Source organism: Micromonospora sp. WMMA1976, from assembly GCF_027497335.1.
Classification (GTDB): domain Bacteria; phylum Actinomycetota; class Actinomycetes; order Mycobacteriales; family Micromonosporaceae; genus Micromonospora; species Micromonospora aurantiaca.
The window spans coordinates 539690-562502 of record NZ_CP114912.1; the positions used below are offsets into that span (position 1 = coordinate 539690).

Below are 22813 nucleotides of genomic sequence, written 5' to 3' on the forward strand. Positions count from 1 at the left end.
CAACCTCATGATCGTCGCCCGGGGCGGGGCGCGGCGGGGCAGGATGAGGGGGTGTGGGACGTCGTGGTGGTGGGGGCGGGGCCCGCTGGGGCCGCCGCCGCGCTCGGCGCGCGGCGGGCCGGGGCGGCGCGGGTGCTGCTGCTCGACCGGTCCGACTTCCCCCGCGACAAGGCGTGCGGGGACGGCATCGCCGCGCACGCGCTGGACGTCCTCGCCGAGCTGGGCGTGACCGGCGCCGTCGACGGCTACGCACCGCTGCCCGCGCTGCGCCTCGTGGGGCCCGGTGGCGGCACCGTCGCCCGGACGCTGCCCCGGCCCGCGTACACGGTGCCCCGCAAGGTGTTCGACGCTCGCCTGGTCGCGGCGGCGGTGGCCGCCGGCGCGGAGTTGCGGCGGCACACCGTACGCCGGGTGGAGATCGCCGCCGACCGGGTGCTGCTCGACGGCGAGCTGCCCGCGCGGGCGGTGGTGGGCGCCGACGGCGCCGGATCGGTGGTACGGCGCGCGCTCGGCCACCCGGTCAACCCGGACCGGCACCTGGCGCTCGCCATCCGGGGCTACGCGCCCGCGCCGGCCGGGCCGCCGGAGCAGCTGATCGTGACGTCCGCGGCGCGCTGGCCCGCGTACGCCTGGGCCTTTCCGATCGGCGACGGTCGCGCGAACGTCGGGTACGGGGAGGTGCTGCGCGGCGAACCGCTGACCCGCGCGCACCTGCTGGACCGGATGGCCGCGCTGCTACCGGACGTCGACCCGGCGACGGTGACCGACCTGCGGGCGCACCACCTGCCGCTGTCCACCCACCGCCCGGCGCCCGGCCGGGGCAGGGTGCTGCTGGCCGGGGACGCGCTGTCGCTGATCAACCCGTTCACCGGCGAGGGCATCTTCTACGCGCTGCGCTCGGGCGCGCTGGCTGGCGCGGCGGCGGCCGGCTCCCCCGCCGAGGCCGCCCGGGCGTACGCCGCCGCGCTGCGCGCCCGGCTCGGCACCCACCTGCGGCACAGCTCGGTGGCCGCGTGGCTGGCCCGGCGGCGCCGGGTGGTCGACGCGGCGGTCGGCGCGGCCCGGCGCGACGAGCGCGTCTACCGCACGGTGGTGGAGCTGGGACTCGGCGACGGCCGCCTGGACGCGCGCACCCTGATGGCGATCGGGGCGGACCTGCCGCGACCGCGCCGGACCGTCTCACCCTCAGGTGATATGCCACCGAGACACTGATCTCTCCCGCGGGTCGCTACCCTGCAAGGTGATGACTCTGCGGAAACTCCTCTACTCCGTGTACGAGCGCCGGCTGACGGCGAAGCTCGCGGGCAAGCCCGTACCCGCACACGTCGGCGTGATGTGCGACGGCAACCGCAGATGGGCCCGGGAGATGGGCTTCGTCGACCCGAACGACGGCCACCGGATGGGCGCCGAGCGGATCAAGGAGCTGCTCCGCTGGTGCGACGCGGCCGGCGTCGGGCACGTCACACTCTGGTTGCTCTCCACCGACAACCTGTCCCGCCCGGCCGCCGAGCTGGACCCGCTGCTCCAGATCATCGAGGACCTCAGCACCGAGCTGGCCGAGGAGGGCAACCCCTGGCGGCTGCGGATGGTCGGCGCGCTCGACGTGCTGCCGGCGCAGCACGCCGCCGCGCTCAAGGCCGCCGAGGAACGCACCCGCGACCGCGACGGCGGGGCTCAGGTCAACATCGCGGTCGGGTACGGCGGGCGGCGCGAGATCGCCGACGCGGTCCGCTCGCTGCTGGTGGAGCACGCGGCGAACGGCGGCACGATCGAGGAGCTGGCCACCTCGATCAACGTCGACCACATCTCCGAGCACCTCTACACGAAGGGGCTGCCGGACCCGGATCTGATCATCCGGACCAGTGGCGAGCAGCGGCTCTCCGGCTTCATGCTCTGGCAGAGCGCGCACTCGGAGTTCTACTTCTGCGAGCTGAACTGGCCCGACTTCCGCAAGGTCGACTTCCTGCGGGCCCTGCGCTCCTACGCCACCCGCCAGCGCCGCTTCGGCACCTGACCCACCCTCGCCCCGGCCGCCCCGCCCCGCCCTCGCCCCGCGCGCCTCGGCGATCTTGCACTCTCGGCCCCGAAAGCGTGGCTTATGCCCCCTTTTCCGGGGCGGCAAGTGCAAGATCGCGGAGGAGAGACGGGCCCCGGGGCCCGGGGGGTCAGCGGAGGTGGGGCAGGGCTGAGGTGAGGAAGTCGGCCAGGGCGGCGGGGGAGTCCAGGGTCAGGTCGGCGGCGTCGGCCACCTCGTGACCGGTCTCCGGGTTGGCGACCGCGACGCAGACACCGAGGAAGTCGGGATCGGCGGCGGCGCGGGCACGCAGCGCGGCGAACGCCTTGATGTCGGAGACGTCGTCGCCGAAGTACCAGGCGCCACCGGCGTCCCGGACCGTCTCGCCGATCACCATGCCCTTGTCCCGGTCGACCGGAGGCTTGAGTTCCAGCACCATCCGGCCCGGCTGGGCGCGCAGCCCCAGCCGCTCGGCCTGGGCCCGGCCCCACTCCTGCACCAGGTCGCCGAGCTGCGGGGCGGTACGCCAGTGCAGCGCCACGGAGAGCCGTTTGAACTCGACGAGCGCGCCGGGCGGCAGTTCGGCGCGGGCCTGCTCGGCCAGCTCCGACATGGTCGGCACCCACGGCAGGGCGGCCGGCTCGGTGACCGTCTCGCCGCCGGAGTGGCTGTGCTCCAGGCCGTAGAGCCCGTACAGGTCGATGCCGGCGAGGCCGCCGAGGTGGTCGCGGAGGAAGTCCACCGGGCGTGCGGAGACGATGGCGATCCGGCGGACGTGCGGGGCGAGTGCCTCCAGTGCGGTGAGCACGTTGGGTGCGGGCCGTACGGCCGTGGGATCGTCGTCGACGGGCGCGAGGGTGCCGTCGAAGTCGAAGAAGAGGACGACGTCACCCGCGCGGGCGGCGGTCGCACGCCAGGCGTGCTCCGCGTTCAACGGGGTCTTCGGCTGCTGGTTGCCCAGATTCAACGGCGGCACGCGCGTCAGCGTACCCCGCGCCGGGCGGCGTATTCGTGGCCGAGATGTGACGTCGGAACGACGTGGTGATCAGCGTTCGGCGGCTCCTCGTCCCCGGCGACCGAACGGCACCACTGCTGCCTCCTGCCCGTGGCTGAGCAGGTAGCCCTCCACGAAGCCGGTGTTGCGGTCGCCGGTGTGCGCCTCGATCTCGTTGAGCCGCGCCACCAGGAACTCGGTGAGCGCGCTGACCCGGTCGTTTAGTCGATCGTGCAGCTCGGCGACGACGGCGAGGATCACCGCGGTGCCGGCTGTGGTGAGCGCGAAGAGGTTGACGACCAGGGGAAGCTGCCCGCCGTCCAGTACGCCGACCACCACGTTGCCGGTCACGCACGATGTCAGCGACACCACCGCGACCACGACTGCCAACCATTTCAGGGTCATGGACAGACCCCTCCTTCTGTCCCGCAGGGCTGGGTTCGGCTGTGTCCCGTCCCCCCGCCGATGACGAGCCCCTAGCAGTACAAACGTGGACGCTAGCGGGTCCGATCCGTCCCCGCGGCGAAACGATCGGGTCCGACCTTCCGTTCTTTCGCCATCTGAGGAACTACCCGGCCTGTTTACCCCTATTTCGGACACCGCCCGGCAGCGTCGGGCGATATGCGAGGTAACGAATGGTTTCTCGAATGTGGAACTTCTCCGCGTCGGAGACGTTCGGGTCGACCAGCCGGCGCAGCAGCGCCTCCACGTCCGGGTCCATCGGGGGCGGGGCCGGCGCGGTGCGCGGTCCGGCGGCCCGGTCCCAGCCGAGCGCGGTGAACGCGACGGCCGGATCGAGTCCCAGCCCTTCGCAGAAGGCGACGACGCGTTCCGCCTCCGGGTCGCTCGCCCAGTCGCCGCGTACCCATCGGTTGATGGTCTGGCGGGAGACGCCGGTGCGCCGGGAGACCTCGGTGCCGCTCCAGGCCCGCAGCGCGCGGGCGTCGTCGAGCGCGCGCCGGACGAAGGTGGCGAACGCGATCTTCCGTGCGTTGGTCGTCTCGGTCACCCCGTGACGGTACGGCCAGTCGGTCCCGGGAGGGCGGCTCGGCACGCTGCTGTCACGCCGACGTGACGTCGGTGGCGGATTTCCGGTAAACGATCCAGTGCTGCTCCTGAGGGGTGTCACCCGGGCAGAATAGATGGACGCCAGTACGGCGGCAAAGGCCTGAAAAGCTGATACTGTCACGCTCATGAGACAACTTACGGTGTGTCACGTGCTTGAGACGACGAGTGCTCACATGCGTCACTCCGCGGGTGCCGAGGGGGTCTCGTGACCGAGCTCGCGACCCGTGCCCAGGCCTTCGGGCTGATCGCGGACGGAGTGTCCGCCGGGCTGAGCGCCCCCTGGCGTCTCTATCTCGCCCGCGGGTGCCGGTACCTCTCGCTCAGCGTCGGCGACCGGGGGGAGTGGGACGCCTGGCGTACCCACCTCGGCTGCCCCGAGCTGAGCGTGCGGGTCTACGACTCCGGCGGTGAGATCCGCCGGGCGTCGGTGGCCGAGGTGATCCTCGACGGATGCCGGATCAGCGTCGAGCTGGTCGAGGAGGTCAGCACCGACGACCTGGAACGGCTGCTGGTGGTCGACCCGCTCCCCGGGGCGGACGAGCGATGACCCCCTTTCTCGCCGTGGTGCTCGTCCTCGTGCTCGGCTCCACCTGCTACGCGGCCGGCCGCCTGCACGGCCAGCTCAGCTACCGCATCGGCTACCGGTTCGGTTACCGCCAGGGCTACTTCGACGGTGACCGGGGCGCCTGGAACCGCCGCCGGCGCGACGCCCAGGCGGCCATCGCCTCCGCGTTGTCCGGTCCCAGTCCCACGGTGGTGACGTCGGCCGGCCGCTCGGCCGTGCCGTTCGCCGGCACCTCCGTACCCGCGGCGGTCGCCGCCCGGCCCGGCTCCGCTCCGGCCGTCCGCGTCACCGCCACCGCCCAGTTCGGCGGCGTCGGGCGGGTGGGCACCACGTACACCGGATCGTCGTTCGGCGCGGCCGGCGCCGGACCGCGGGCCGGGACGCTGGTGCGCCGCCAGGGCTGAGGCCCGCGCCGCGTCGCGGCGCCGCAGTGGACGACCGGCCGGGGTGCGCGCAGGGGGCATGCATCCCGGCCGGTTCCGGTCCGCCGGTCACTCGAACGGGTGTACGTCAGGCGAAGACCGGACGATGATCCACGCGCGCCTCTAGCCCCGCGGCCCCGGTGCGATTAGCGTCTAGGCATGGCACGGGGTTTTCCCGGGCCAGCCGGACAGCCCGGACCTGCGTCCTCGCGCACGGGGCCCGCATCCGACCCCGTGTCCTCCGGGCACCGGAAGAGGCGGAACTCGGGTGGCCGGGTGCCCATCCGCGGAGCAGGCCTGTGACCACTCGCCGTACCCCCGCCGGAGCCGAGCAGACCCCGGCCTCGACCGCCCCGACCCGCCGGACCACCCGCAGCCGCCGCGGCGCCGCCGCCGAGGCCGAGGAGCCCCGACCAGCCGGCCCGGCCTTCGTCCTGGACACCTCGGTCCTGCTGTCCGACCCGGCCGCCTTCCACCGCTTCGCCGAGCACGAGGTGGTGCTGCCGCTGGTGGTCATCTCCGAACTGGAGGGCAAGCGGCACCACCCCGAGCTGGGCTGGTTCGCCCGTCAGTCGCTGCGCATGCTGGACGAACTGCGGGTGCGGCACGGCCGGCTGGACCGCCCGGTGCCCGCCAACGACCAGGGCGGCACGCTGCGGGTGGAGCTGAACCACACCGACGACGGGGTGCTGCCGCCCGGCTTCCGCAACGAGTCGAACGACGCGCGCATCCTTTCCGTGGCGCTCAACCTGGCCGCCGAGGGGCGTGAGGTCACGCTCGTCAGCAAGGACATGCCGCTGCGGGTGAAGGCGGCCTCGGTGGGCCTGCGCGCCGACGAGTACCGGCACGGCCAGGCCAGCGATCCGACCTGGACCGGGATGGCCGAGCTGGACCTGGCCGAGGAGGAGATCGGCCGGCTGTACGCGGGCGAGGCGCTCGACGTCGACGCGGCGGCGGGCCTGCCCTGCCACACCGGCCTGGTGCTGCACTCGGGGCGGGGCTCGGCGCTGGGACGGGTGCTGCCGGACAAGACGATCCGGCTGGTCCGGGGCGACCGGGAGGCGTTCGGCGTGCACGGGCGCTCGGCGGAGCAGCGGATCGCACTCGACCTGCTGCTGGACGAGTCCATCGGCATCGTGTCGCTCGGCGGGCGGGCCGGCACCGGCAAGTCCGCGCTGGCGCTCTGCGCCGGCCTGGAGGCGGTGATGGAGCGTCGCCGGCACAAGAAGGTGATCGTGTTCCGTCCCCTGTACGCGGTCGGCGGCCAGGAACTCGGCTACCTGCCCGGGTCGGAGTCGGAGAAGATGTCGCCGTGGGCGCAGGCCGTCTTCGACACGCTCGGCTCGGTGGTGCACGAGAACGTGCTGGAGGAGGTCACCTCGCGCGGGCTGCTGGAGGTGCTGCCGCTGACCCACATCCGCGGCCGGAGCCTGCACGACGCGTTCGTCATCGTGGACGAGGCGCAGTCGCTGGAGCGGGGCGTCCTGCTCACCGTGCTGTCCCGGATCGGTCAGGGGTCGCGGGTGGTGCTCACCCACGACGTGGCCCAGCGGGACAATCTGCGGGTCGGCCGGCACGACGGGGTGACGGCGGTGATCGAGGCGCTGAAGGGGCATCCCCTCTTCGCGCACGTCACCCTCAGCCGATCGGAGCGTTCTCCGATCGCCGCTATGGTCACCGATCTGTTGGAGGACATCCCCGGCTGACTGCCGCTTTTGCCCCACTTTGTCCGCATTTTAAGGGTGACGCAGATCACTTTTAGGCCCGGCCATTTCCCACCGGCCTCACTGTGCGCAATGGTGTCCATCGAGCGTCACCTACCACTCGGGAGCCGGACACGGCCCGAAGTCACACCGGTACCGGTGCGCTCACGGCACCGGCGTGACCCGACCCGGCCATGCGCGTGCCGTGTCCCTGCCCCCGACGAAGGGAAACTTCGTGAGTCGGCTCTGGAGCCGGTTCGGCGCCCGTACGGCCGCTGTCGCGCTGCTCTCCGTGGGCGTCGCCGGCGGCTTCTATCTGGGTGAGGATCGACAGACCCAGCAGCAGGGCCTGACCGCGCAGGTCGGCCTGGAGGTCGACCAGGCGGAGTACGCGTACCAGCGCGACCGGCTGTCCGACCACCGCGTGGACTCGTCCCGGCAGCGGGCCGCCGAGTACCAGGCGAAGCTGCGTGCCGCCGCGGCGGCGAAGGAGGCCGCCGAGCGGGCCAGGAAGGCCGAGGCGGCCGCCGCCACCCGCAAGAAGGAGCGGGCCGCGGCCGAGGAGGAGGCGGAAGCCAAGGTCAAGCCGTACGACGGCCCGATCCCGTCCTCGTGCGCGGAGTACAGCGGCAACCGGAAGATCGGTTGCGCCGTCATGCTCGACAAGGGCTTCGGCATCGACCAGTTCCCCTGTCTGGACAAGCTCTGGACCAAGGAGAGCGGCTGGAACCCGAAGGCTTCCAACAGCTCGTCCGGGGCGTACGGGATCCCGCAGGCCGTGCCGGGCAGCAAGATGGCCTCGGTGGCCGACGACTGGAAGACCAACCCGGCGACCCAGATCACGTGGGGGCTCGGCTACATCAAGGGCCGGTACGACACCCCCTGCGGCGCCTGGCAGAAGTCACAGAGTTCGGGCTGGTACTGACATCACGACGGCGGCGGGACACGCGGGGAGACCCGGTGTCCCGCCGTCGTCGTACCGGCCCCGACTGGCGGCCTGCCGCTTTTGCTGATAGCTCTTGGTAGGTGACCTGGCACGGCGGCCCCAGCGGCGACCCCTACCGGTTCGGCACCGACGCGTTCTACGCGGCGCTCGGCCGGGCCTTCGTCGCCATGTGCGCGGTCGTGCCGGTGCTGTTCCTCATCGAGGCGCTCGACGTCGGCCTGCGACTCGGCCTGGACTACACCGCCGGCATCATCCCGCAGCGGCTCCAGGGCCTGGACGGCGTCTTCTTCTCACCGTTCCTGCACGCCGGCTGGAACCACCTCTACAGCAACAGCATCCCGCTGATCCTGCTCGGCACGTTCGTGCTCGCCGCGGGCACCCGCCGGTTCCTCTGGTCCACCGCCGTCATCATCCTGGTCAGTGGCCTGGGCGTCTGGTTCACCGGCTCACCCAACTCGGTGGTGGTCGGCGCCAGCGGCGTCATCTTCGGCTACCTCGGCATCCTGCTCACCCGGGGCGTGGTGGAGCGGAGCTGGTGGAACTTCGCCGTCGGCCTGCTGGTCGGGTTGCTCTACGGCTGGCAGCTGCTCGGCATCCTGCCCACCGACGAGCGCATCTCCTGGCAGGGCCACCTGTTCGGGCTGCTCGGCGGCGTGGTCGCGGCGATCCTGTTCCGCCGCCGCAACGACACCGGCGAATCCGACCGCCTCGGCTCACCCAGGATGACGCTGCCCTGACGGCGCGTTGATCGAAGCGCGGGACATGCTTGCCCGGGGCCACCCGCCCGCCTACCGTTTCGGCATCAGCACGGGGTGATCCGAAGCGGAAAGTGACGGTACGCCATGCGCGAGGTCGATGTCGCCGTGATCGGGGCCGGTCCCGCCGGGCTCTTCGCCGCCTACTACGCCGGTTTCCGCGGACTCTCCGTGTCGGTGATCGACGCGCTGCCCGAGCCGGGCGGCCAGGTCACCGCGATGTACCCGGAGAAGCTGATCCTCGACGTCGCCGGCTTCCCCGCGATCAAGGGCCGTGAGCTGGTCACGAACCTGGTCGCCCAGGCCGCGCCGTTCCACCCCGACTACCGGCTCGGCGTACGCGCGGAGAAGCTGTCCTACCTCGACGGCCGGCCGGTGCTCGGCCTCGCCGGCGGTGAGCAGCTCACCTGCGGCGCGGTGCTGGTCACCGGCGGGCTCGGCAGCTTCACGCCCCGGCCGCTGCCGGTCGCGGAGAGCTTCACCGGCGGCGGGATCGTCTACTTCGTGCCGCAGCCGGCCGAGCTGACCGACCGGCACGTGCTCATCGTCGGCGGCGGCGACTCGGCGTTCGACTGGGCCGCCACGCTCGCCCCGCTGGCCCGGTCGGTGACGCTGGTGCACCGGCGGGACCGCTTCCGGGCGCACGCCGCCACCATCGAGCGTGTCCGCGCGCTGCCGGTGCGGATCGTGGTGAACGCCGAGGTGAGCCGGCTGTACGGCGAGGAGACGGTCACCGGCGCCGAGCTGACCGTACGCGGCGGCGAGGTGGAGACGCTGCCGGTGGACACCGTGGTGGCCGCGCTGGGCTTCACCGCCGACCTCGGCCCGCTCGCCGAGTGGGGGCTGAACCTCGACCGGCGGCACATCGTGGTGGACAGCGCGATGGCCACCAACCTGCCCCGGGTGTTCGCGGCCGGTGACATCACCGAGTACCCGGGCAAGGTCCGCCTGATCGCCACCGGCTTCGGCGAGGCCGCCACCGCCGTCAACAACGCGGCCGTCGTCATCGACCCGACCGCGCACCTGTTCCCCGGTCACTCCTCCGACGGCACCTGACGCCGATCGGCGTCAGGGCAGGCCGACCAGGTCCGCCATCAGGCCGATCTGGTGGTCGAAGTACTCGTCGCGGTGCGGTAGCGCCCGGTTGATCCGGCCGAACAGCTCGAAGCTGATCAGCCCGAACAGCTGGGTCCAGCCGGCCATGCCGCGGGCCAGCAGCGCGGGTGGCACGTCCATGCCGAGCAGCCCGACCAGTTCGGCCACGTCGCCGCGCAGCGGCTCGGGCAGTTCGTCGTCGGGCGGGGCGAGCCGGCCGGAGGCCAGGCCGTCGCGCAGGATGCCGACCAGGGTCACCGGAGGGCGCTGGGCCGGCGCGACCGTGTCGTCCGGGGCCGCGTACCCGGGCACCGGGCTGCCGTAGAGCAACGCGTACTCGGCGGGGTGGGCCAGCGCCCACGTACGGGCCGCCCGGCAGGCGGCGAGCCACCGTCCGCGCAGGTCGGCCTGGTCGGCGGCGGCGTCGGCCGCCTCCACCGCGTCGCCGAGCGCGTCGTACGCCTCCAGGATGAGCGCGGTGAGCAGGTCGTCGCGGCTGGGGAAGTAGCGGTAGATCGCCGAGGAGACCATGCCGAGGTCGCGGGCCACCGCGCGCAGGGAGAGGTTCGCGCCGTCGGTGTCCAGGTGGCGGCGGGCGACCGTCTTGATCTCTTCGATCATCCCGGCGCGGACCCGGGCGCGGAGCGAGGGAGCGACCATGCCGTCACTCTGCCACGGATGAGAGCAGCAATCAAAAGAGAGAGCACTGCTCTTGACGTGGGCTGCTCGCATGAGTCATGCTCTGTTTCGAGAGCGGTGCTCTCGCTTCGAACAACTGCTTCAGTGAAGGTGGACCTGTCATGGCACTGCACGTGATCGTCGGCGCCGGCCCCGTCGGCACCGCCACCGCCCGCCTCCTCGCCGAGCGCGGCGAGCGCGTGCGCGTGGTCACCCGGCGCGGCACCGGCCCCGAGCACCAGGCGATCGAGCGGGTGGCCGCCGACGCCGCCGACGCGGACCGGCTCGCCGCGCTCACCGAAGGCGCTGACGCGCTCTACAACTGCGCCAACCCGGAGTACCACAGGTGGCGGACGGACTGGCCGCCGCTCGCAGCCGCCCTGCTCACCGCCGTCGAGCGCAGCGGCGCCGTGCTCACCACAGTCGGCAACCTCTACGGGTACGGCCCGGTCGACGCCCCGATGACCGAGGCCACCCCGCTCGCCGCCACCGGCGTCAAGGGCCGGGTCCGCAACCGGATGTGGGCCGACGCCCTGGCTGCCCACCGCGCCGGCCGGGCCCGGGTCACCGAGGTACGCGGCTCCGACTACATCGGCCTCGGCGGCAACTCGCTGCCGATGATGGTGCTGCCCAAGGTGCTCGCCGGGCAGCGGGTGTTCCTGCCGGTCGCCTGGGACGCCCCGCACACCTGGACGTACGTGGGAGACGTCGCCCGTACCCTCGTCGCCGCCGCCACCGACCCGCGGGCCTGGGGACGAGCCTGGCACGTGCCGAGCGCGCCCCCGATGTCCATGCGGGCGCTCGCCGACCGGGCGGCGAAGCGGGCCGGGGCGCCGGCACCCCGGCTGATCCGAATGCCCTACCCGGTGCTCTGGCTCGGTGGCCTGGCCGACCCGTTCGCCCGGGAGCTGCGGGAGACGGCGCACCAGTTCGCCGGGCCGTTCGTGATGGACTCCACCGCCGCGAGCGAGACGTTCGGGATCGAGGGGACGCCGCTGGACCGGGTGGTCGACGAGATGGTCACCGGCCTGCGGGCCGCCGCACCCGCCGCCGCCCGTTAGGGGCGGCGGGCCGGGCCGAGGGCGGCGACGAGCACCGCGACCAGGGTCAGCGCCGCGGTGGCCAACCCGACACCGTCGCCCGGTCGACAGCGTCGGCGGTGCCGCCGCCCGGTCCGGCTCACTCCTGCTCGGCCAGCGGGCGTCCGTCGAAGTCGACAGCCGAGTAGAGGGCGAGCTTCTCCAGGCGGTGGTATGAGTCGATCACCCGGATCGTGCCGCTCTTGGAGCGCATCACGATCGACTGGGTGTACGCGCCACCGGAGCGGTACCGCACGCCGCGCAGGAGGTCACCGGAGGTGACACCGGTGGCCACGAAGAAGCAGTTGTCGCCGGTGACCAGGTCGTCGGTGAACAGCACCCGGTCCAGGTCGTGCCCGGCGTCCAGCGCCTTGCGGCGCTCCTCGGCGTCCTTCGGCCAGAGCTTGGCCTGCATCATGCCGCCCATGCACTTGAGCGCGCACGCCGCGGTGATGCCCTCCGGGGTGCCGCCGATGCCCATCAGCACGTCCACGTCCGACTCGCCGCGGGCCGCCGCGATGGCGCCTGCGATGTCGCCGTCGGAGATGAACCGGATCCCCGCGCCGGTACGCCGGATCTGCTTGACCAGGTCGTCGTGGCGCGACCGGTCCAGCACGCACACGGTCACCTCGGCGGCGTCGGTGCCCTTGACCTTGGCGATCCGGTTGATGTTCTCGGCCACCCCGGCGTTGATGTCCACCACGTCGGCGTACATCGGGCCGACCGCCAGCTTCTCCATGTAGAAGACCGCGCTCGGGTCGAACATCGCGCCGCGCTCGGCCACCGCGAGCACCGCCAGCGCGTTCGGCATGCCCTTGCTCATCAGCGTGGTGCCGTCGATCGGGTCGACCGCCACGTCCACCTCGGGGCCGGTCCCGTCGCCGACCTCCTCGCCGTTGAACAGCATCGGGGCGTTGTCCTTCTCGCCCTCACCGATCACCACGACGCCGCGCATCGGGATCGAGTTGATCAGCTTTCGCATGGCGTCGACAGCTGCGCCGTCGCCGCCTTCCTTGTCGCCCCGGCCGACCCAGCGGCCGGCGGCCATCGCCGCGGCCTCGGTCACCCGGACCAGATCGAGGGCGAGGTTGCGGTCGAGATCCTGGGGCGTCCGCGTCCTGGTGGTTGTCATGGCGGCCTCCTCGCGACGTTGCGGGGTGGGACCGGCGGCCACCGCCGCCGGTTTTGTCGCTGATCCTCACACGATCTCAGGTTCGCCGTCCCGGCGGGGCGGAGGAGGCCAGGATCACGTCCCCCGGTGGGCTGCGACAATGGCCCGGTGGAAGCCGCACAGCCTGCCGACCGCACACCGACCGACGCCACCCCGCCGGACGGCCAGCCGCCGGTCCGACCGGACGGCGGCCCGGCCCCGTCCGAGGGGCAGCCCGCGCTGGTCGAGCCGGCTGCCGCGGCCGGCGAGCCCGCGCCCGCCGAGCCCGTGGTCGCCCCGGCGGCGGGCAAGGCCCGGTCCGAGCGGTCGCCGAAGGACATGGCGCTGTCCCTGCTGATCCTGCTGGTCCCGATCGCGCTGCTGCTCGCCTTCTACCGGGGCTTCCTCGGGGGCGACTCGCCGGTCACCGTCGACCCGGCGCCCGCGCTGGAGCAGGCCCGCTCCGCGAACGCCTTCCCGGTCAGCGAGCCGACCGGTCTGGGCGACGACTGGCGTACGGTCAACGCCCGATTCCGGACCGAGCCGGACGGCTCGACGCTGCGGATCGGATACGTGACCCCGGAGGGCCGGGGCGCGCAGCTCGTGGAGAGCAACGTCCCGGCGGAGAAGCTGCTGCCGGCCGAGCTGACCGAGGGGCAGCCGCAGGGCGCTGCCGACCTGCCCGGCGGGCTGAGCTGGCAGCGCTACACGGCACGCGGCAACGAGCAGGCGCTCGTCCTGCTGGAGCCGAACCGTACCGTGATCGTGGTCGGTGACGCGGGCGAGACGGAGCTGCGCAAGCTCGCCACGTCGCTGCGCTGACATCCTCCCTCCGGGTGAGGCGGGATTGCGGATCCCCGCTTCCGGGAACAGAAGGGACATCGAGCCCGGACGACCCACCTGGAGAGGTTGACGTGAAGATACGACGCTTCAGCGCCACCGCGTTCGCCGCGGCGCTGCTCATTCCCGGCCTGGCGGCCTGCAACGGCAACGGGACGACGTCCGACGCCTCCGCGACCCCGAGCGCCTCCGGCAGCGTCGCACCGAGCGCCACGGCGTCCAGCAGCGCGGCCAAGCAGGCCCTGCTCGACTCCACGAACGCGATCCGCGAGGGGAACTTCAAGTTCTCCATGACCGGCGCGGGCTCCACCGCCGAAGGGCAGGTGCACGAGCCGAGCCAGAGCGCCGACATGCGGATGACCATCGGCGACCCGTCGTCAGACCTGATGATGAAGCTCGACCTCATCCACGCGAAGCCGGACAGCTGGGTCAAGCTGGAACTCGGTGGCACCGCCGCCGCGCAGATCCCCGGCGTGAAGAACCTCAACACCGGCAAGTACCACCACCTCGACCAGAACCGGATCAAGGGCAACCGGGCGCTGGGCTTCGACTTCGAGAAGCTCGACCCGGCCGGCAGCGCCGTCCTCACCCAGGGCATCACCGAGGTACGGCAGACCGGCGAGGGCGCGTACGAGGGCACCGTCGACGTGTCGAAGGCCGCCGAGGCGGGTTCGCTCGACCCGGCCGTGATCACCGCGCTCGGGGCGCAGGCCCAGTCGGTGCCGTTCACCGCCAAGGTCGACACGCAGGGGCGGCTCAGCGAGATGGTGCTCAAGATCCCGGCCGCCGGCCAGAGCGCCGCGCAGGACCTGAAGATCACCTACACCGACTACGGCAACGCGGCCCCGGCCCAGAAGCCCTCGGCCGACCAGGTCGTCGAGGCGCCCGCCGAGCTGTACAACCTGTTCAACTGAGGTCCGCGGTGGGGTTCGGCGAGCGCGCCGGACCCCACCGTCAGTCCTCGGCGCGCTGGCGGGCGGCGTCGATGCGGGCGCGCGCGCCGTCCAGCCAGCGCTGACACACCCCGGCGAGCTGCTCGCCGCGCTCCCAGAGAGCCAGCGACTCCTCCAGCGAGGTGCCGCCCGCCTCCAGCTTCTCCACCACCGAGGCCAGCTCGGCGCGGGCCTGCTCGTAGCTGAGCTGTTCGTCCTGCTTCCTGCCGGTCATCGTCTCTCTTCCCTCAGCCGTCGACGGTCGCGGTCAGCTCGCCCTCGGCGAGGCGTACCCGCAGTGGATCGCCCTTGGCGACCTCGGAGGCCGCGCGGACGACGTGGCCGTCGGCGCGCTGCACGATCGCGTAGCCGCGCTCCAGCGTGGCGGCCGGGGACAGCGCGCGCAGCCGGGCCAGCGTGTGCCGCAGGTCGTCGGTGGCACCCCGCAGCCGGTGCTCCAGCGACCGGCCGGCGCGGTCGCGCAGCGCTGACACGTCCACCGCCCGCTGTTCGACCATCACCTGCGGCCGGGCCAGCACCGGGCGGGAGCGCAGCAGGTCGATCCGGTGCTGCTCCCGGTCGACCAGGTGACGAACGGCCCGTTCGAGCCGGGACCGGGCCTGGCCGATCAGTCGGACCTCCTCGGTCAGGTCCGGCACGATGCGCTTCGCCGCGTCGGTCGGGGTGGAGGCGCGCACGTCGGCGACGTAGTCGAGCAGCGGCGCGTCCGTCTCGTGGCCGATCGCGCTGACCACCGGTGTGCGGCAGGCGAAGACCGCCCGGCACAGCGCCTCGTCGGAGAAGGGCAGCAGATCCTCGATGCCGCCACCGCCCCGGGCGATGACGATCACGTCGACGGCCGGGTCGGCGTCGAGCACCTTGAGCGCGCCGACGATGTCGGGTACCGCGCTCGGCCCCTGCACCGCCACGTTGATCGTGCGGAAGTCGACGGCGGGCCAGCGGCGGCGGGCATTGGTCAGCACGTCCCGCTCGGCCGCCGAGGCGCGGCCGGTGATCAGGCCGACCCGGCCCGGCAGGAACGGCAGCCGCCGCTTGCGGGACCGGTCGAACAGGCCCTCGGCGGCGAGCAGCTTCTTGAGCTTCTCCAGCCGGGCCAGCAGCTCGCCGAGGCCGACCTGGCGGATCTCGTCGGCGCGCAGGCTGAGTGTGCCGCGCGCGGCGTAGAACTCCGGCTTGGCGTGCAGCACCACCCGGGCACCCTCGCGCAGCTCCGGCGCGCCCGCGTCCAGCACGTCGCGGTTGGTGGTGACGGTGAGGCTGAGATCGGCCGACGGGTCGCGCAGCGTGAGGAAGACGGTGCTCGCGCCGGGGCGGCGGCTGATCTGCGCCACCTGGCCGTCGACCCACACCCAGCCCAGGCGGGCGATCCAGGCGCCGACCTTCTGGCTGACCACCCGGACCGGCCAGGGCTCCTCGGCCGTGCTCCGTCCGTCCGGGCTGCTCCGCCCGTCCGGCGCCCCCCGGCCGTCCTCTCCCGCGCTCACCCGCCCACCCTACGGCCCGGGACCGACAGCGCCCGCGCGTGCCTCGCGGCCGCTGCCGTGCGGGAGGGCGGCACGTACGATGGGCGGGTGACTGACGCTGAGACGACTCCCCGGACCGGCAAGCGCGTGCTCCTGGCCAACCCCCGCGGCTACTGCGCGGGCGTGGACCGGGCGGTGCAGACCGTCGAGGAGGCGCTGAAGCTCTACGGCGCGCCGATCTACGTGCGCAAGCAGATCGTGCACAACAAGCACGTGGTGCGCACGCTGGAGGCCCAGGGCGCGATCTTCGTGGAGGAGAACGAGGAGGTGCCGGAGGGCGCCACCGTCATCTTCTCCGCCCACGGCGTCGCCCCCGAGGTCTACGACCAGGCCAAGCAGCGCTCGCTGCGGGCGATCGACGCCACCTGCCCGCTGGTCACGAAGGTGCACCACGAGGCCCGGCGGTTCGCCGCGCAGGACTACGACATCCTGCTCATCGGGCACGAGGGGCACGAGGAGGTCATCGGCACCGCCGGTGAGGCCCCCGCCCACATCCAGCTCGTCGACGGCCCGGACGGCGTCGACAAGGTCACCGTGCGCGACCCGGAGAAGGTGGTCTGGCTGTCCCAGACCACGCTGTCGGTGGACGAGACGCTGGAGACCGTGGCCCGGCTCAAGAAGCGGCTGCCGCTGCTCCAGTCGCCGCCCAGCGACGACATCTGCTACGCCACCTCCAACCGCCAGCACGTGGTCAAGGAGATCGCCCCCGAGTGCGACGTGGTGGTCGTGGTCGGCTCGCGCAACTCCTCGAACTCGGTCCGGCTGGTCGAGGTGGCGCTCGACGCCGGAGCCCGCGCCGGCTACCTGGTCGACTTCGCGCACGAGATCGAGGACGCCTGGCTTGCCGGGGCGAGCACTGTGGGTGTGACCTCCGGCGCGAGCGTGCCCGACGAGCTGGTCCAGCAGGTGCTGGCGCACCTGGCCGAGCGCGGCTTCGGCGACGTCGAGGAGATCACCACCGCGGACGAGCGGCTGACGTTCTCGCTGCCGCAGGAGCTCAAGCGCGACATGAAGGCCGCCGCCGCGGCCCGCGGCTGACCGGGAACGGATCGGCCGTCCGCCGCGTCCAACCGACCATGAAGACTCCTCGTACGGTGCTCGTCGCACTGCTCGCCGGCCTCGCGCTGACCGCCTGCGCCGCACCCGGCGACGGGTCCGCCGATTCCAGCCCGAGCCCGAGCCCGAGTACGACGGGAGCCGCCCCCGTGACCAGCCAGCCCGACCCCGGCACGAGCCCGAAGCGTCCCGGCCCCTCCTGGAAGGGTGGCCCGTCGACCCCGCCGGGGGTCGGCGGCACCGTCATCAGCGGCACCGTGCAGGCCGGCGTCGAGCCGAACTGCCTGTTGCTCGACGGCCACCTGCTCGTCGGCGGGCCGCGCGACGTGCTCAAGCCCGGCGCCCGGGTCGAGGTCACCGGCCGCCCCGAGCCGGGCATGATGACCACCTGTCAGCAGGGCACCCCGTTCGTGGTCGAGTCCGCCCGCCGCGCCTGACCGCAAGCACGAAGGAGCCCCGCCCCCTCCGAGAGGGGACGGGGCTCCTTCGTGTCAGCGGCTCAGTTGACCGCGAGGACCTCGACCGAACCGCGGCCGACGACCGCGCCCTCGGTGGTGGTCACGGCCATGTCGCCGTACAGCTCCCGGCCGGCGGCCGGGGTGGACAGGGCGGTCACCGCACCGGTGAGGGTGGCGGTGGCGCCGTTGGCCAGGGACAGCGGCGTGGACGGCGCGGAGAGCGTGCCCAGCGCCGGGGACGCGAACGAGTCCCGGTAGTCGTACGCGGTGCTCGGGTCACTCATCGAGTAACCGTCGACCACGACCCGGTAGGTGCCGGGCGTCGGGTTGGTCAGCGTGACCGCCTCCTCCGAGTCACCGTCGGCCGACTGGCCCACCTGCGTGGTGCCGCGGAAGACCGTCAGGTCCAGGTCGGCGCTCAGGTCGGACGGGTTGCCGATCCGGGCGGTGAACGAGGTGGCGCCGGCGGGCACCTCCACCGTGTACTCCTGGGTCGCGCCCTCGGTGATGCTGGGACGCTCGGACCGGACGCTCGCCAGCGGACCGCCGACGCCGGTCACCTGGACCGGGCCGAACGTGTTGGTCAGGCTCCAGCTCACCGAGGCCGGGGTGCCGGCGGTGACCGACGGGAGCTGGACCACTGCCGGCTCCACAGTGACGCCCTGCACGCGGGCCTGGAGCCGGAACGGGTTGTCCAGCGCCGGCGAGGTGCGACGCGCCTCCACCTCGATCTCCCACACGCCCGGCAGCGGGTTCTGGTAGTCCCGCTCCTGCGGCTTGCAGACCGCGGCGTCGGAGAAGTTGGTGTAGCAGGCGGTGCTGGCGGTGCTCTCGACCGGCACGCCGTACGGGTTGATGGCGATGAAGCGGGTCTGCGAGCCGGTCGCGATGCCGGACAGGTTGACCTGCAGCGCGCCGGCACCCGGCGGCACCGTCACGAAGTACGACCGGAAGCCGTTGCGCTCGACCGAGCCGTCGGCCGAGAACGAGTACGCCGGAGCGGCGACCGGGTTCGAGGCGATCACGACGGTGGCGACCTCGAAGTCGACGACGGAGGTGGCCGGGTCGTCGACGGTCATGATGGCGCCGTGCGCACCGGCCGTCATCGGCTTGGCCTTCACCTTGACCGTGACGGTCTTGTTCAGCGGCAGCCACACCACCTTGGGGGCGCTGTAGGTGCCGTCGTTGCCGCGGAAGGCGACCTCGTGCTTGACGCCCTTGTTCGGGCCGCTGGTGCGGGTCAGCTTCACCTCGTAGTGGCGGCTCTCCTTGACCTTCTGGCCACCACGGTCGGCGGCGCAGCGGTTGTAGAGGCCGGTGCCGACGTTCGGGTTCGGCACGAACGTGCCGGAGGCCCGGTCGTAGCGGGTCAGGTTCGGCGACAGCTCGGTGCAGACCGGCGCCTCGGAGGTGTAGGTGCGGGTCTGCACGCCCTTGGCGAGCAGGCTCCACGCGCCCGGTACGTCGAACATGCCGTAGCCCTGCGCGTACGTCGGGACGCCGCTGATCGGGTCCGCCGAGGTGTAGACGGCCCGGCGCAGCGCGGCCGGGGTGACGCCCTTGCCGGTCGCCTTGGCGGCCGACAGCAGCAGCGCGGCGGCACCGGCGGCCTGCGGGGACGCCATCGAGGTGCCGTTGAGCATCTGGTAGCCCGGGGGCAGCGAGTAGCCCGCCTCCGGCACCGGGTTGCCCGGCTGCCAGGTCGGCGCGGTGGAGATGGCCGAGCCGGGGGCGGCGATGTTCGGCTTGAAGCCGCCGTCCTCACGCGGGCCGCGCGACGAGAAGTTGAACAGCGCGTTGTCCTTGCGGACCACCGAGCCGTAGTTGGCCAGCCAGGTGTCCTTGCTGACGCTCGCCGCCACGCTGACCACGTCGGTGGCGACAGACGGGTCACCGACGGTGTTCACGCCCGGACCGGAGTTGCCGGCCGAGATGAACAGCTGCACGCCGTAGGTGTTGATCAGGTCGTTGTAGAGGACCGCACGGGCGTTCGAGCCGTCGTTGAGCGCCGGCAGACCGCCGATCGACATGTTCACCACGTCGACCTTGCGGTTGATCACCAGGTCGGCCATGCCGGTGGTGAGCGCCGCGGCGGTGCAGCCGCCACCCCAGGAGCAGGCGCGGGCGGAGACCAGCTTGGCACCCGGCGCGGCGCCGTCGAAGGCGCTGTTGCCGAGCATGTCGTTGGCGGCGGTGATGCCGGCGACGTGGGTGCCGTGGGTGCTCTCGATGATGCCGATGTTGACGTAGTCGACCAGGCCGGGGCCGCCGACCGGGGCGGTGTTCACGTTGCGCCGGTACTCGACCACGAACGGGATCTGCTCGCGGACCGCAGTGGCCGGGTTGTCGGTGCCGAAGTGGCCGACCTGGAACTTCTCCTTGTACGGCCGCATCACCTCGTCGTCGGTGAAGTCGTTGTTCTGGTTCGCGTCGACGCGGACGTCACCGGTGGTGGGGTTGTAGAGGACGCCCCAGAAGTCGGTGGTGTCGCCGTCGCGGTTGAGGTCGCCGCGCGCGTCGCTGTTCGCGGTGATGTTCTCGCGGAACACGTTGAACCGGTAGTTGCCGGCCGGCGCCGTCCAGGTGCCCAGCGAGGTGGTGAACGTCGGGCCGCTGACCTCGGTCAGCATGGGGCGCCAGGAGGCGTCCTCCAGCGGGTCGGTGGCGGTGACCCAGTCGACGATCTTGCGCTCGCCGGTGGTGGTCTGCTGGAGCGCCGGGTGGTCGAGGTCCACACCGGAGTCCATGATGCCGATGGTGACGCCGCGGCCGTCCCACTGCGGGTTCGCGGCCTTGAAGGCCTCCGCGCCGGTCTCGTTCGTCGGCATGTACGGGTTCACCGCGCCGGTGTCGCCGCCCGGCCCGGCGAGCGTCTCGGCCTGCGAGGCGGTCTTGGCACCCTTCGGCGCCGCCTCGGGCGCCGGGTCGGGGAGCTTGATGGTCTCGTCCAGGTCGACGGCGGCGACACCCGGCAGCGTGGCGGCCTTGAGCGCCTTCGCGGTCGGGACCTTCGCCAGCACGTAGCCGATCTGGTCGTACCGCTGGCTGACGGTGGCGCCCAGGCCGGTCAGGCCGTCGACGACCTTCTTGGCCGAGCCCTTCTTCGCCGCGATGATCATCGTGACGGTCGGCGCGTTCTTCGCCTCGGCCTCGTCGAGCAGCTTGGCGTCGTGGGCGCCCAGTGCCTTCGCGGCGGTCGGCTGCGAGGGCGGGGTGGCGGGGGCGGCGCTCGCGGTGCCGGCGCCACCCCCCACGGTCAGGGCGCCGGCCGCGAGGACCGAGGCCAGGAGCGCGGCGGACGGTCGCCGGCTGCGCGTGCGGGGTTTACTCAACGTTCTCTTCCTCCAGAGAACAGGGCCCTCGAGGGGCAGGGCACGTGTGACGGTGATCCTGCGTGTCAGGACGGCAGGTGTCACTACTCGGCCTGGGTTTGTGACCAGTCCGTGATAGAAATCGGCCTACGTCATCACGTGCGGCGTGTTAGGCGTCGACGTCCGTCGACCTCTCGGCCGATGTGGACGGCGTGCCCAGCAGCTCCGGTGCCTGCGGCTGCCTCGGCGCCAGCTCGACCTGCGCCGGCGCGGCCAGCTCGTCGTCGGAGACGCCCAGCTCGGCCAGCTTGCGGGCGCTGACCAGCACCCGCGCCTCCAGGGACCCCACCGCGCGGTTGTACGCCGTCACCGCCCCGCTCAGCGAACTGCCGAGCTTGCCCACGTGGTCACCCAGAGTGGACAGCCGCCCGTACAGCTCGCGGGCCAGCGAGTGGACGGTGGCGGCGTTACGCGCCAGCGCCTCCTGCCGCCACGAGTAGGCGACGGTGCGCAGCAGCGCCACCAGCGTGGCCGGCGTGGCGAGCACCACGTTGCGGGCGAACGCGTGCTCCAGCAGGGACGGGTCGCGTTGCAGCGCCACGTCGAGGAACGGGTCCGCCGGTACGAACAGCACCACGAATTCGGGCGTCTGGTCGAACGCCGACCAGTAGGACTTGGCCGCCAGGCCGTCCACGTGCGCGCGCAGGTGCCGGGCGTGCGCGTCCAGGTGGGTGTCGCGCCCCCGCTCGTCGCGCGACTCCATCGCGGTCAGGTACGCGTCGAACGGCGCCTTCGCGTCCACCACCACCGTCCGGCCGCCGTGCAGCCGTACCACCAGGTCGGGGCGTACCCCCTGGTGGTCGGTCGCGGCGGTGACCTGCTCGCTGAAGTCGCAGTGTTCGAGCATGCCGGCGGCCTCGACGATCCGGCGGAGCTGGTGCTCGCCCCAGCGGCCACGCACCTGCGGCGCGCGCAGCGCGGCGACCAGCTGCTTGGTCTCGGTGCGCAGCTCGCCGGAGACGGCGCTCATGGACCGCACCTGTTCGCGCAGTTCGGCGTACGCGTCGACCCGGTCCCGCTCCAGCTCGGCCACCCGCTGTTCGTAGCGGCGCAGCGTGTCGTGCAGCGGCGCCACCGCGCGGGCGACCGCCTCCTGGGACTGCGCCGTCGCCTCGTAGCTCAGCGCCCGCATGGACTGCTCCAGCCGCCCCTCACCGGCCTGGGTGGCGGCGAGCGTCGCCTCCAGGCGGGCGATGTCAGCCGCCGCGCGCGCCCGCGCGGCCAGCCAGCCCACCGCGCCGCCCGCGGCGAGGCAGAGCACCACCACGGCCAGCGTCGCAAAGCTCATGGCCAAGAGCTTGCCAAACGGGTACGACGAGCGCCCGGTGGGTACGTTCGAGTCATGGAGTTCGCGTTGTGGCTGGTCCTGATCCTGCTGCTCGGAGGTGCGTTCGTGTTCTGGCGGAGGGGGAGCAGATCGCGCCGGTCGAACGAACTGGCCGACGCCCGCGCCGAGGCGCAGCGCTGGTACGAGCGGCTCGGCGGCCAGCTGATGAACCTGCACGGCGACGCCCCGGCGGTCCGGCAGGCGCTCGCCGACGCCGGTGAGCGCTACAACGCGGCCGGTTCGCAGCTGGAGCAGGCGACCACGCCGCGCCAGTTCGGGCTGGCCCGGGAGACCGCGCTGGAAGGGCTGGCGTACATCCGGGCGGCGCGGACCGCGATGGGCATCGACCCGGGCCCGGAGCTGCCGCCACTCGCCGCCGCCCAGGGTGCCGGCGCGCTCACCAAGGAGCGCCAGGTCGACGTGCAGGGGCAGACGTTCCGCGCCGGCCCGCAGCCGGGGAACGCGACGCCCTACTACTACCCGGGTGGCCGGTTCCAGGGGCGGCCGGTGCCGGCCGGCTGGTACTCCACGCCGTGGTGGAAGACCGCGCTCGGCGCGGGTGTCGGTGTGGTCGGCGGTCTCCTGATCGCGGACGCGCTGTTCTCACCCGCGTTCGCCGATCCCGGGTACGACGCCGGCTACCAGGAGGGCTTCGGCGACGGCCAGGACTTCGGCGACCAGAGCGACATGGGCGGCGGCGACGCGGGCGGCGGTGGCGACTACGCCGGTGGCGACTTCGGCGGCGACTTCGGTGGCTTCGGCGGCGGCGACTTCGGTGGTGACTTCGGCGGCGGCGACTTCTAGCCGGCCCCGGCG

23 protein-coding genes are annotated in these 22813 nt (G+C 72.7%); 14 read left to right on the forward strand and 9 right to left on the reverse strand.

Features of this window, described 5'->3' with window-relative positions; genetic code table 11:
* The first annotated feature begins 51 nt into the window (after positions 1-51).
* Together O7546_RS02685 and O7546_RS02690 are read left to right on the forward strand one after the other, a co-directional pair.
* On the forward strand, positions 52-1212 hold the full coding sequence (locus tag O7546_RS02685; RefSeq protein WP_281600421.1) for a geranylgeranyl reductase family protein: 1161 nt from the start codon (positions 52-54) through the stop codon (positions 1210-1212).
* A 31-nt stretch (positions 1213-1243) separates the two neighbouring features.
* On the forward strand, positions 1244-2014 hold the full coding sequence (locus O7546_RS02690; protein ID WP_194798586.1) for an isoprenyl transferase: 771 nt from the start codon (positions 1244-1246) through the stop codon (positions 2012-2014).
* Positions 2015-2165: 151 nt separating this feature from the next.
* On the opposite strand, the gene otsB is transcribed toward O7546_RS02690, so the two are convergent.
* The 3 genes from otsB to O7546_RS02705 form a co-directional block, all read right to left on the reverse strand.
* On the reverse strand, positions 2166-2990 hold the full coding sequence (otsB, locus tag O7546_RS02695) for a trehalose-phosphatase (RefSeq protein ID WP_194798585.1): 825 nt from the start codon (positions 2988-2990) through the stop codon (positions 2166-2168).
* 69 nt (positions 2991-3059) lie between these two features.
* Entirely contained in the window at positions 3060-3413 is a 354-nt protein-coding gene (locus O7546_RS02700; RefSeq protein ID WP_013284062.1) for a hypothetical protein, read from the reverse strand.
* 163 nt (positions 3414-3576) lie between these two features.
* On the reverse strand, positions 3577-4017 hold the full coding sequence (locus O7546_RS02705; protein ID WP_194798584.1) for a helix-turn-helix transcriptional regulator: 441 nt from the start codon (positions 4015-4017) through the stop codon (positions 3577-3579).
* 264 nt (positions 4018-4281) lie between these two features.
* Between O7546_RS02705 and O7546_RS02710 the strand changes: the two genes are divergently transcribed.
* From O7546_RS02710 to O7546_RS02735, 6 genes are all read left to right on the forward strand, one after another.
* Positions 4282-4623, forward strand: coding sequence for a hypothetical protein (locus tag O7546_RS02710; RefSeq protein WP_013284064.1), 342 nt, complete (start codon positions 4282-4284; stop codon positions 4621-4623).
* A complete protein-coding gene (locus tag O7546_RS02715; protein ID WP_194798583.1) occupies positions 4620-5045 on the forward strand; it encodes a hypothetical protein in 426 nt (141 codons plus the stop codon). Before O7546_RS02710 ends, O7546_RS02715 begins: the two co-directional genes overlap by 4 nt.
* Before the next feature lie 317 nt (positions 5046-5362).
* Entirely contained in the window at positions 5363-6769 is a 1407-nt protein-coding gene (locus O7546_RS02720; RefSeq protein ID WP_194798582.1) for a PhoH family protein, read from the forward strand.
* Positions 6770-7001: 232 nt separating this feature from the next.
* Complete coding sequence (locus O7546_RS02725) at positions 7002-7691, forward strand: transglycosylase SLT domain-containing protein (RefSeq protein WP_194798581.1); 690 nt, start codon at positions 7002-7004, stop codon at positions 7689-7691.
* A gap of 101 nt (positions 7692-7792) precedes the next feature.
* Positions 7793-8449: a rhomboid family intramembrane serine protease gene (locus tag O7546_RS02730; RefSeq protein ID WP_013284068.1), complete on the forward strand. Its 657-nt coding sequence runs from the start codon at positions 7793-7795 to the stop codon at positions 8447-8449.
* Positions 8450-8554: 105 nt separating this feature from the next.
* Positions 8555-9523 carry an NAD(P)/FAD-dependent oxidoreductase gene (locus O7546_RS02735; RefSeq protein ID WP_194798580.1) on the forward strand — a complete coding sequence of 323 codons (969 nt, stop codon included), beginning with the start codon at positions 8555-8557 and terminating at the stop codon, positions 9521-9523.
* Positions 9524-9535: 12 nt separating this feature from the next.
* Here the strand turns inward: O7546_RS02735 and O7546_RS02740 are convergent, their stop codons facing one another.
* Entirely contained in the window at positions 9536-10222 is a 687-nt protein-coding gene (locus O7546_RS02740; RefSeq protein ID WP_194798579.1) for a TetR/AcrR family transcriptional regulator, read from the reverse strand.
* A gap of 140 nt (positions 10223-10362) precedes the next feature.
* Between O7546_RS02740 and O7546_RS02745 the strand changes: the two genes are divergently transcribed.
* Entirely contained in the window at positions 10363-11301 is a 939-nt protein-coding gene (locus O7546_RS02745) for an NAD-dependent epimerase/dehydratase family protein (RefSeq protein ID WP_269696132.1), read from the forward strand.
* A gap of 118 nt (positions 11302-11419) precedes the next feature.
* Here O7546_RS02745 and glpX read toward each other — a convergent pair whose 3' ends face one another.
* Positions 11420-12451 (reverse strand): class II fructose-bisphosphatase, encoded by a 1032-nt coding sequence (gene glpX / locus O7546_RS02750; protein ID WP_194798577.1) that lies wholly within the window; start codon positions 12449-12451, stop codon positions 11420-11422.
* 147 nt (positions 12452-12598) lie between these two features.
* Between glpX and O7546_RS02755 the strand changes: the two genes are divergently transcribed.
* Positions 12599-13291 (forward strand): DUF4245 domain-containing protein, encoded by a 693-nt coding sequence (locus O7546_RS02755; protein ID WP_194798576.1) that lies wholly within the window; start codon positions 12599-12601, stop codon positions 13289-13291.
* Positions 13292-13383: 92 nt separating this feature from the next.
* Complete coding sequence (locus O7546_RS02760) at positions 13384-14223, forward strand: hypothetical protein (RefSeq protein WP_281600422.1); 840 nt, start codon at positions 13384-13386, stop codon at positions 14221-14223.
* A gap of 40 nt (positions 14224-14263) precedes the next feature.
* Here O7546_RS02760 and O7546_RS02765 read toward each other — a convergent pair whose 3' ends face one another.
* Together O7546_RS02765 and xseA are read right to left on the reverse strand one after the other, a co-directional pair.
* Positions 14264-14476: an exodeoxyribonuclease VII small subunit gene (locus tag O7546_RS02765; RefSeq protein WP_194798574.1), complete on the reverse strand. Its 213-nt coding sequence runs from the start codon at positions 14474-14476 to the stop codon at positions 14264-14266.
* 13 nt (positions 14477-14489) lie between these two features.
* Entirely contained in the window at positions 14490-15746 is a 1257-nt protein-coding gene (xseA, locus tag O7546_RS02770; RefSeq protein ID WP_194798573.1) for an exodeoxyribonuclease VII large subunit, read from the reverse strand.
* 87 nt (positions 15747-15833) lie between these two features.
* On the opposite strand from xseA, the gene O7546_RS02775 reads away from it, so the two are divergent.
* Together O7546_RS02775 and O7546_RS02780 are read left to right on the forward strand one after the other, a co-directional pair.
* Positions 15834-16823, forward strand: a complete 990-nt coding sequence (locus O7546_RS02775) for a 4-hydroxy-3-methylbut-2-enyl diphosphate reductase (protein WP_194798572.1) — start codon at positions 15834-15836, stop codon at positions 16821-16823.
* Between the two features lie 38 nt (positions 16824-16861).
* Positions 16862-17278 carry a hypothetical protein gene (locus O7546_RS02780; protein WP_194798571.1) on the forward strand — a complete coding sequence of 139 codons (417 nt, stop codon included), beginning with the start codon at positions 16862-16864 and terminating at the stop codon, positions 17276-17278.
* A gap of 62 nt (positions 17279-17340) precedes the next feature.
* On the opposite strand, the gene O7546_RS02785 is transcribed toward O7546_RS02780, so the two are convergent.
* Complete coding sequence (locus tag O7546_RS02785) at positions 17341-20631, reverse strand: S8 family serine peptidase (protein ID WP_194798570.1); 3291 nt, start codon at positions 20629-20631, stop codon at positions 17341-17343.
* Positions 20632-20779: 148 nt separating this feature from the next.
* Positions 20780-21958, reverse strand: coding sequence for a DNA recombination protein RmuC (locus tag O7546_RS02790; RefSeq protein ID WP_194798569.1), 1179 nt, complete (start codon positions 21956-21958; stop codon positions 20780-20782).
* A gap of 54 nt (positions 21959-22012) precedes the next feature.
* Here O7546_RS02790 and O7546_RS02795 point away from each other — a divergent pair, with 54 nt between their 5' ends.
* On the forward strand, positions 22013-22801 hold the full coding sequence (locus tag O7546_RS02795) for a hypothetical protein (protein ID WP_269696135.1): 789 nt from the start codon (positions 22013-22015) through the stop codon (positions 22799-22801).
* Positions 22802-22813: the final 12 nt, after the last annotated feature.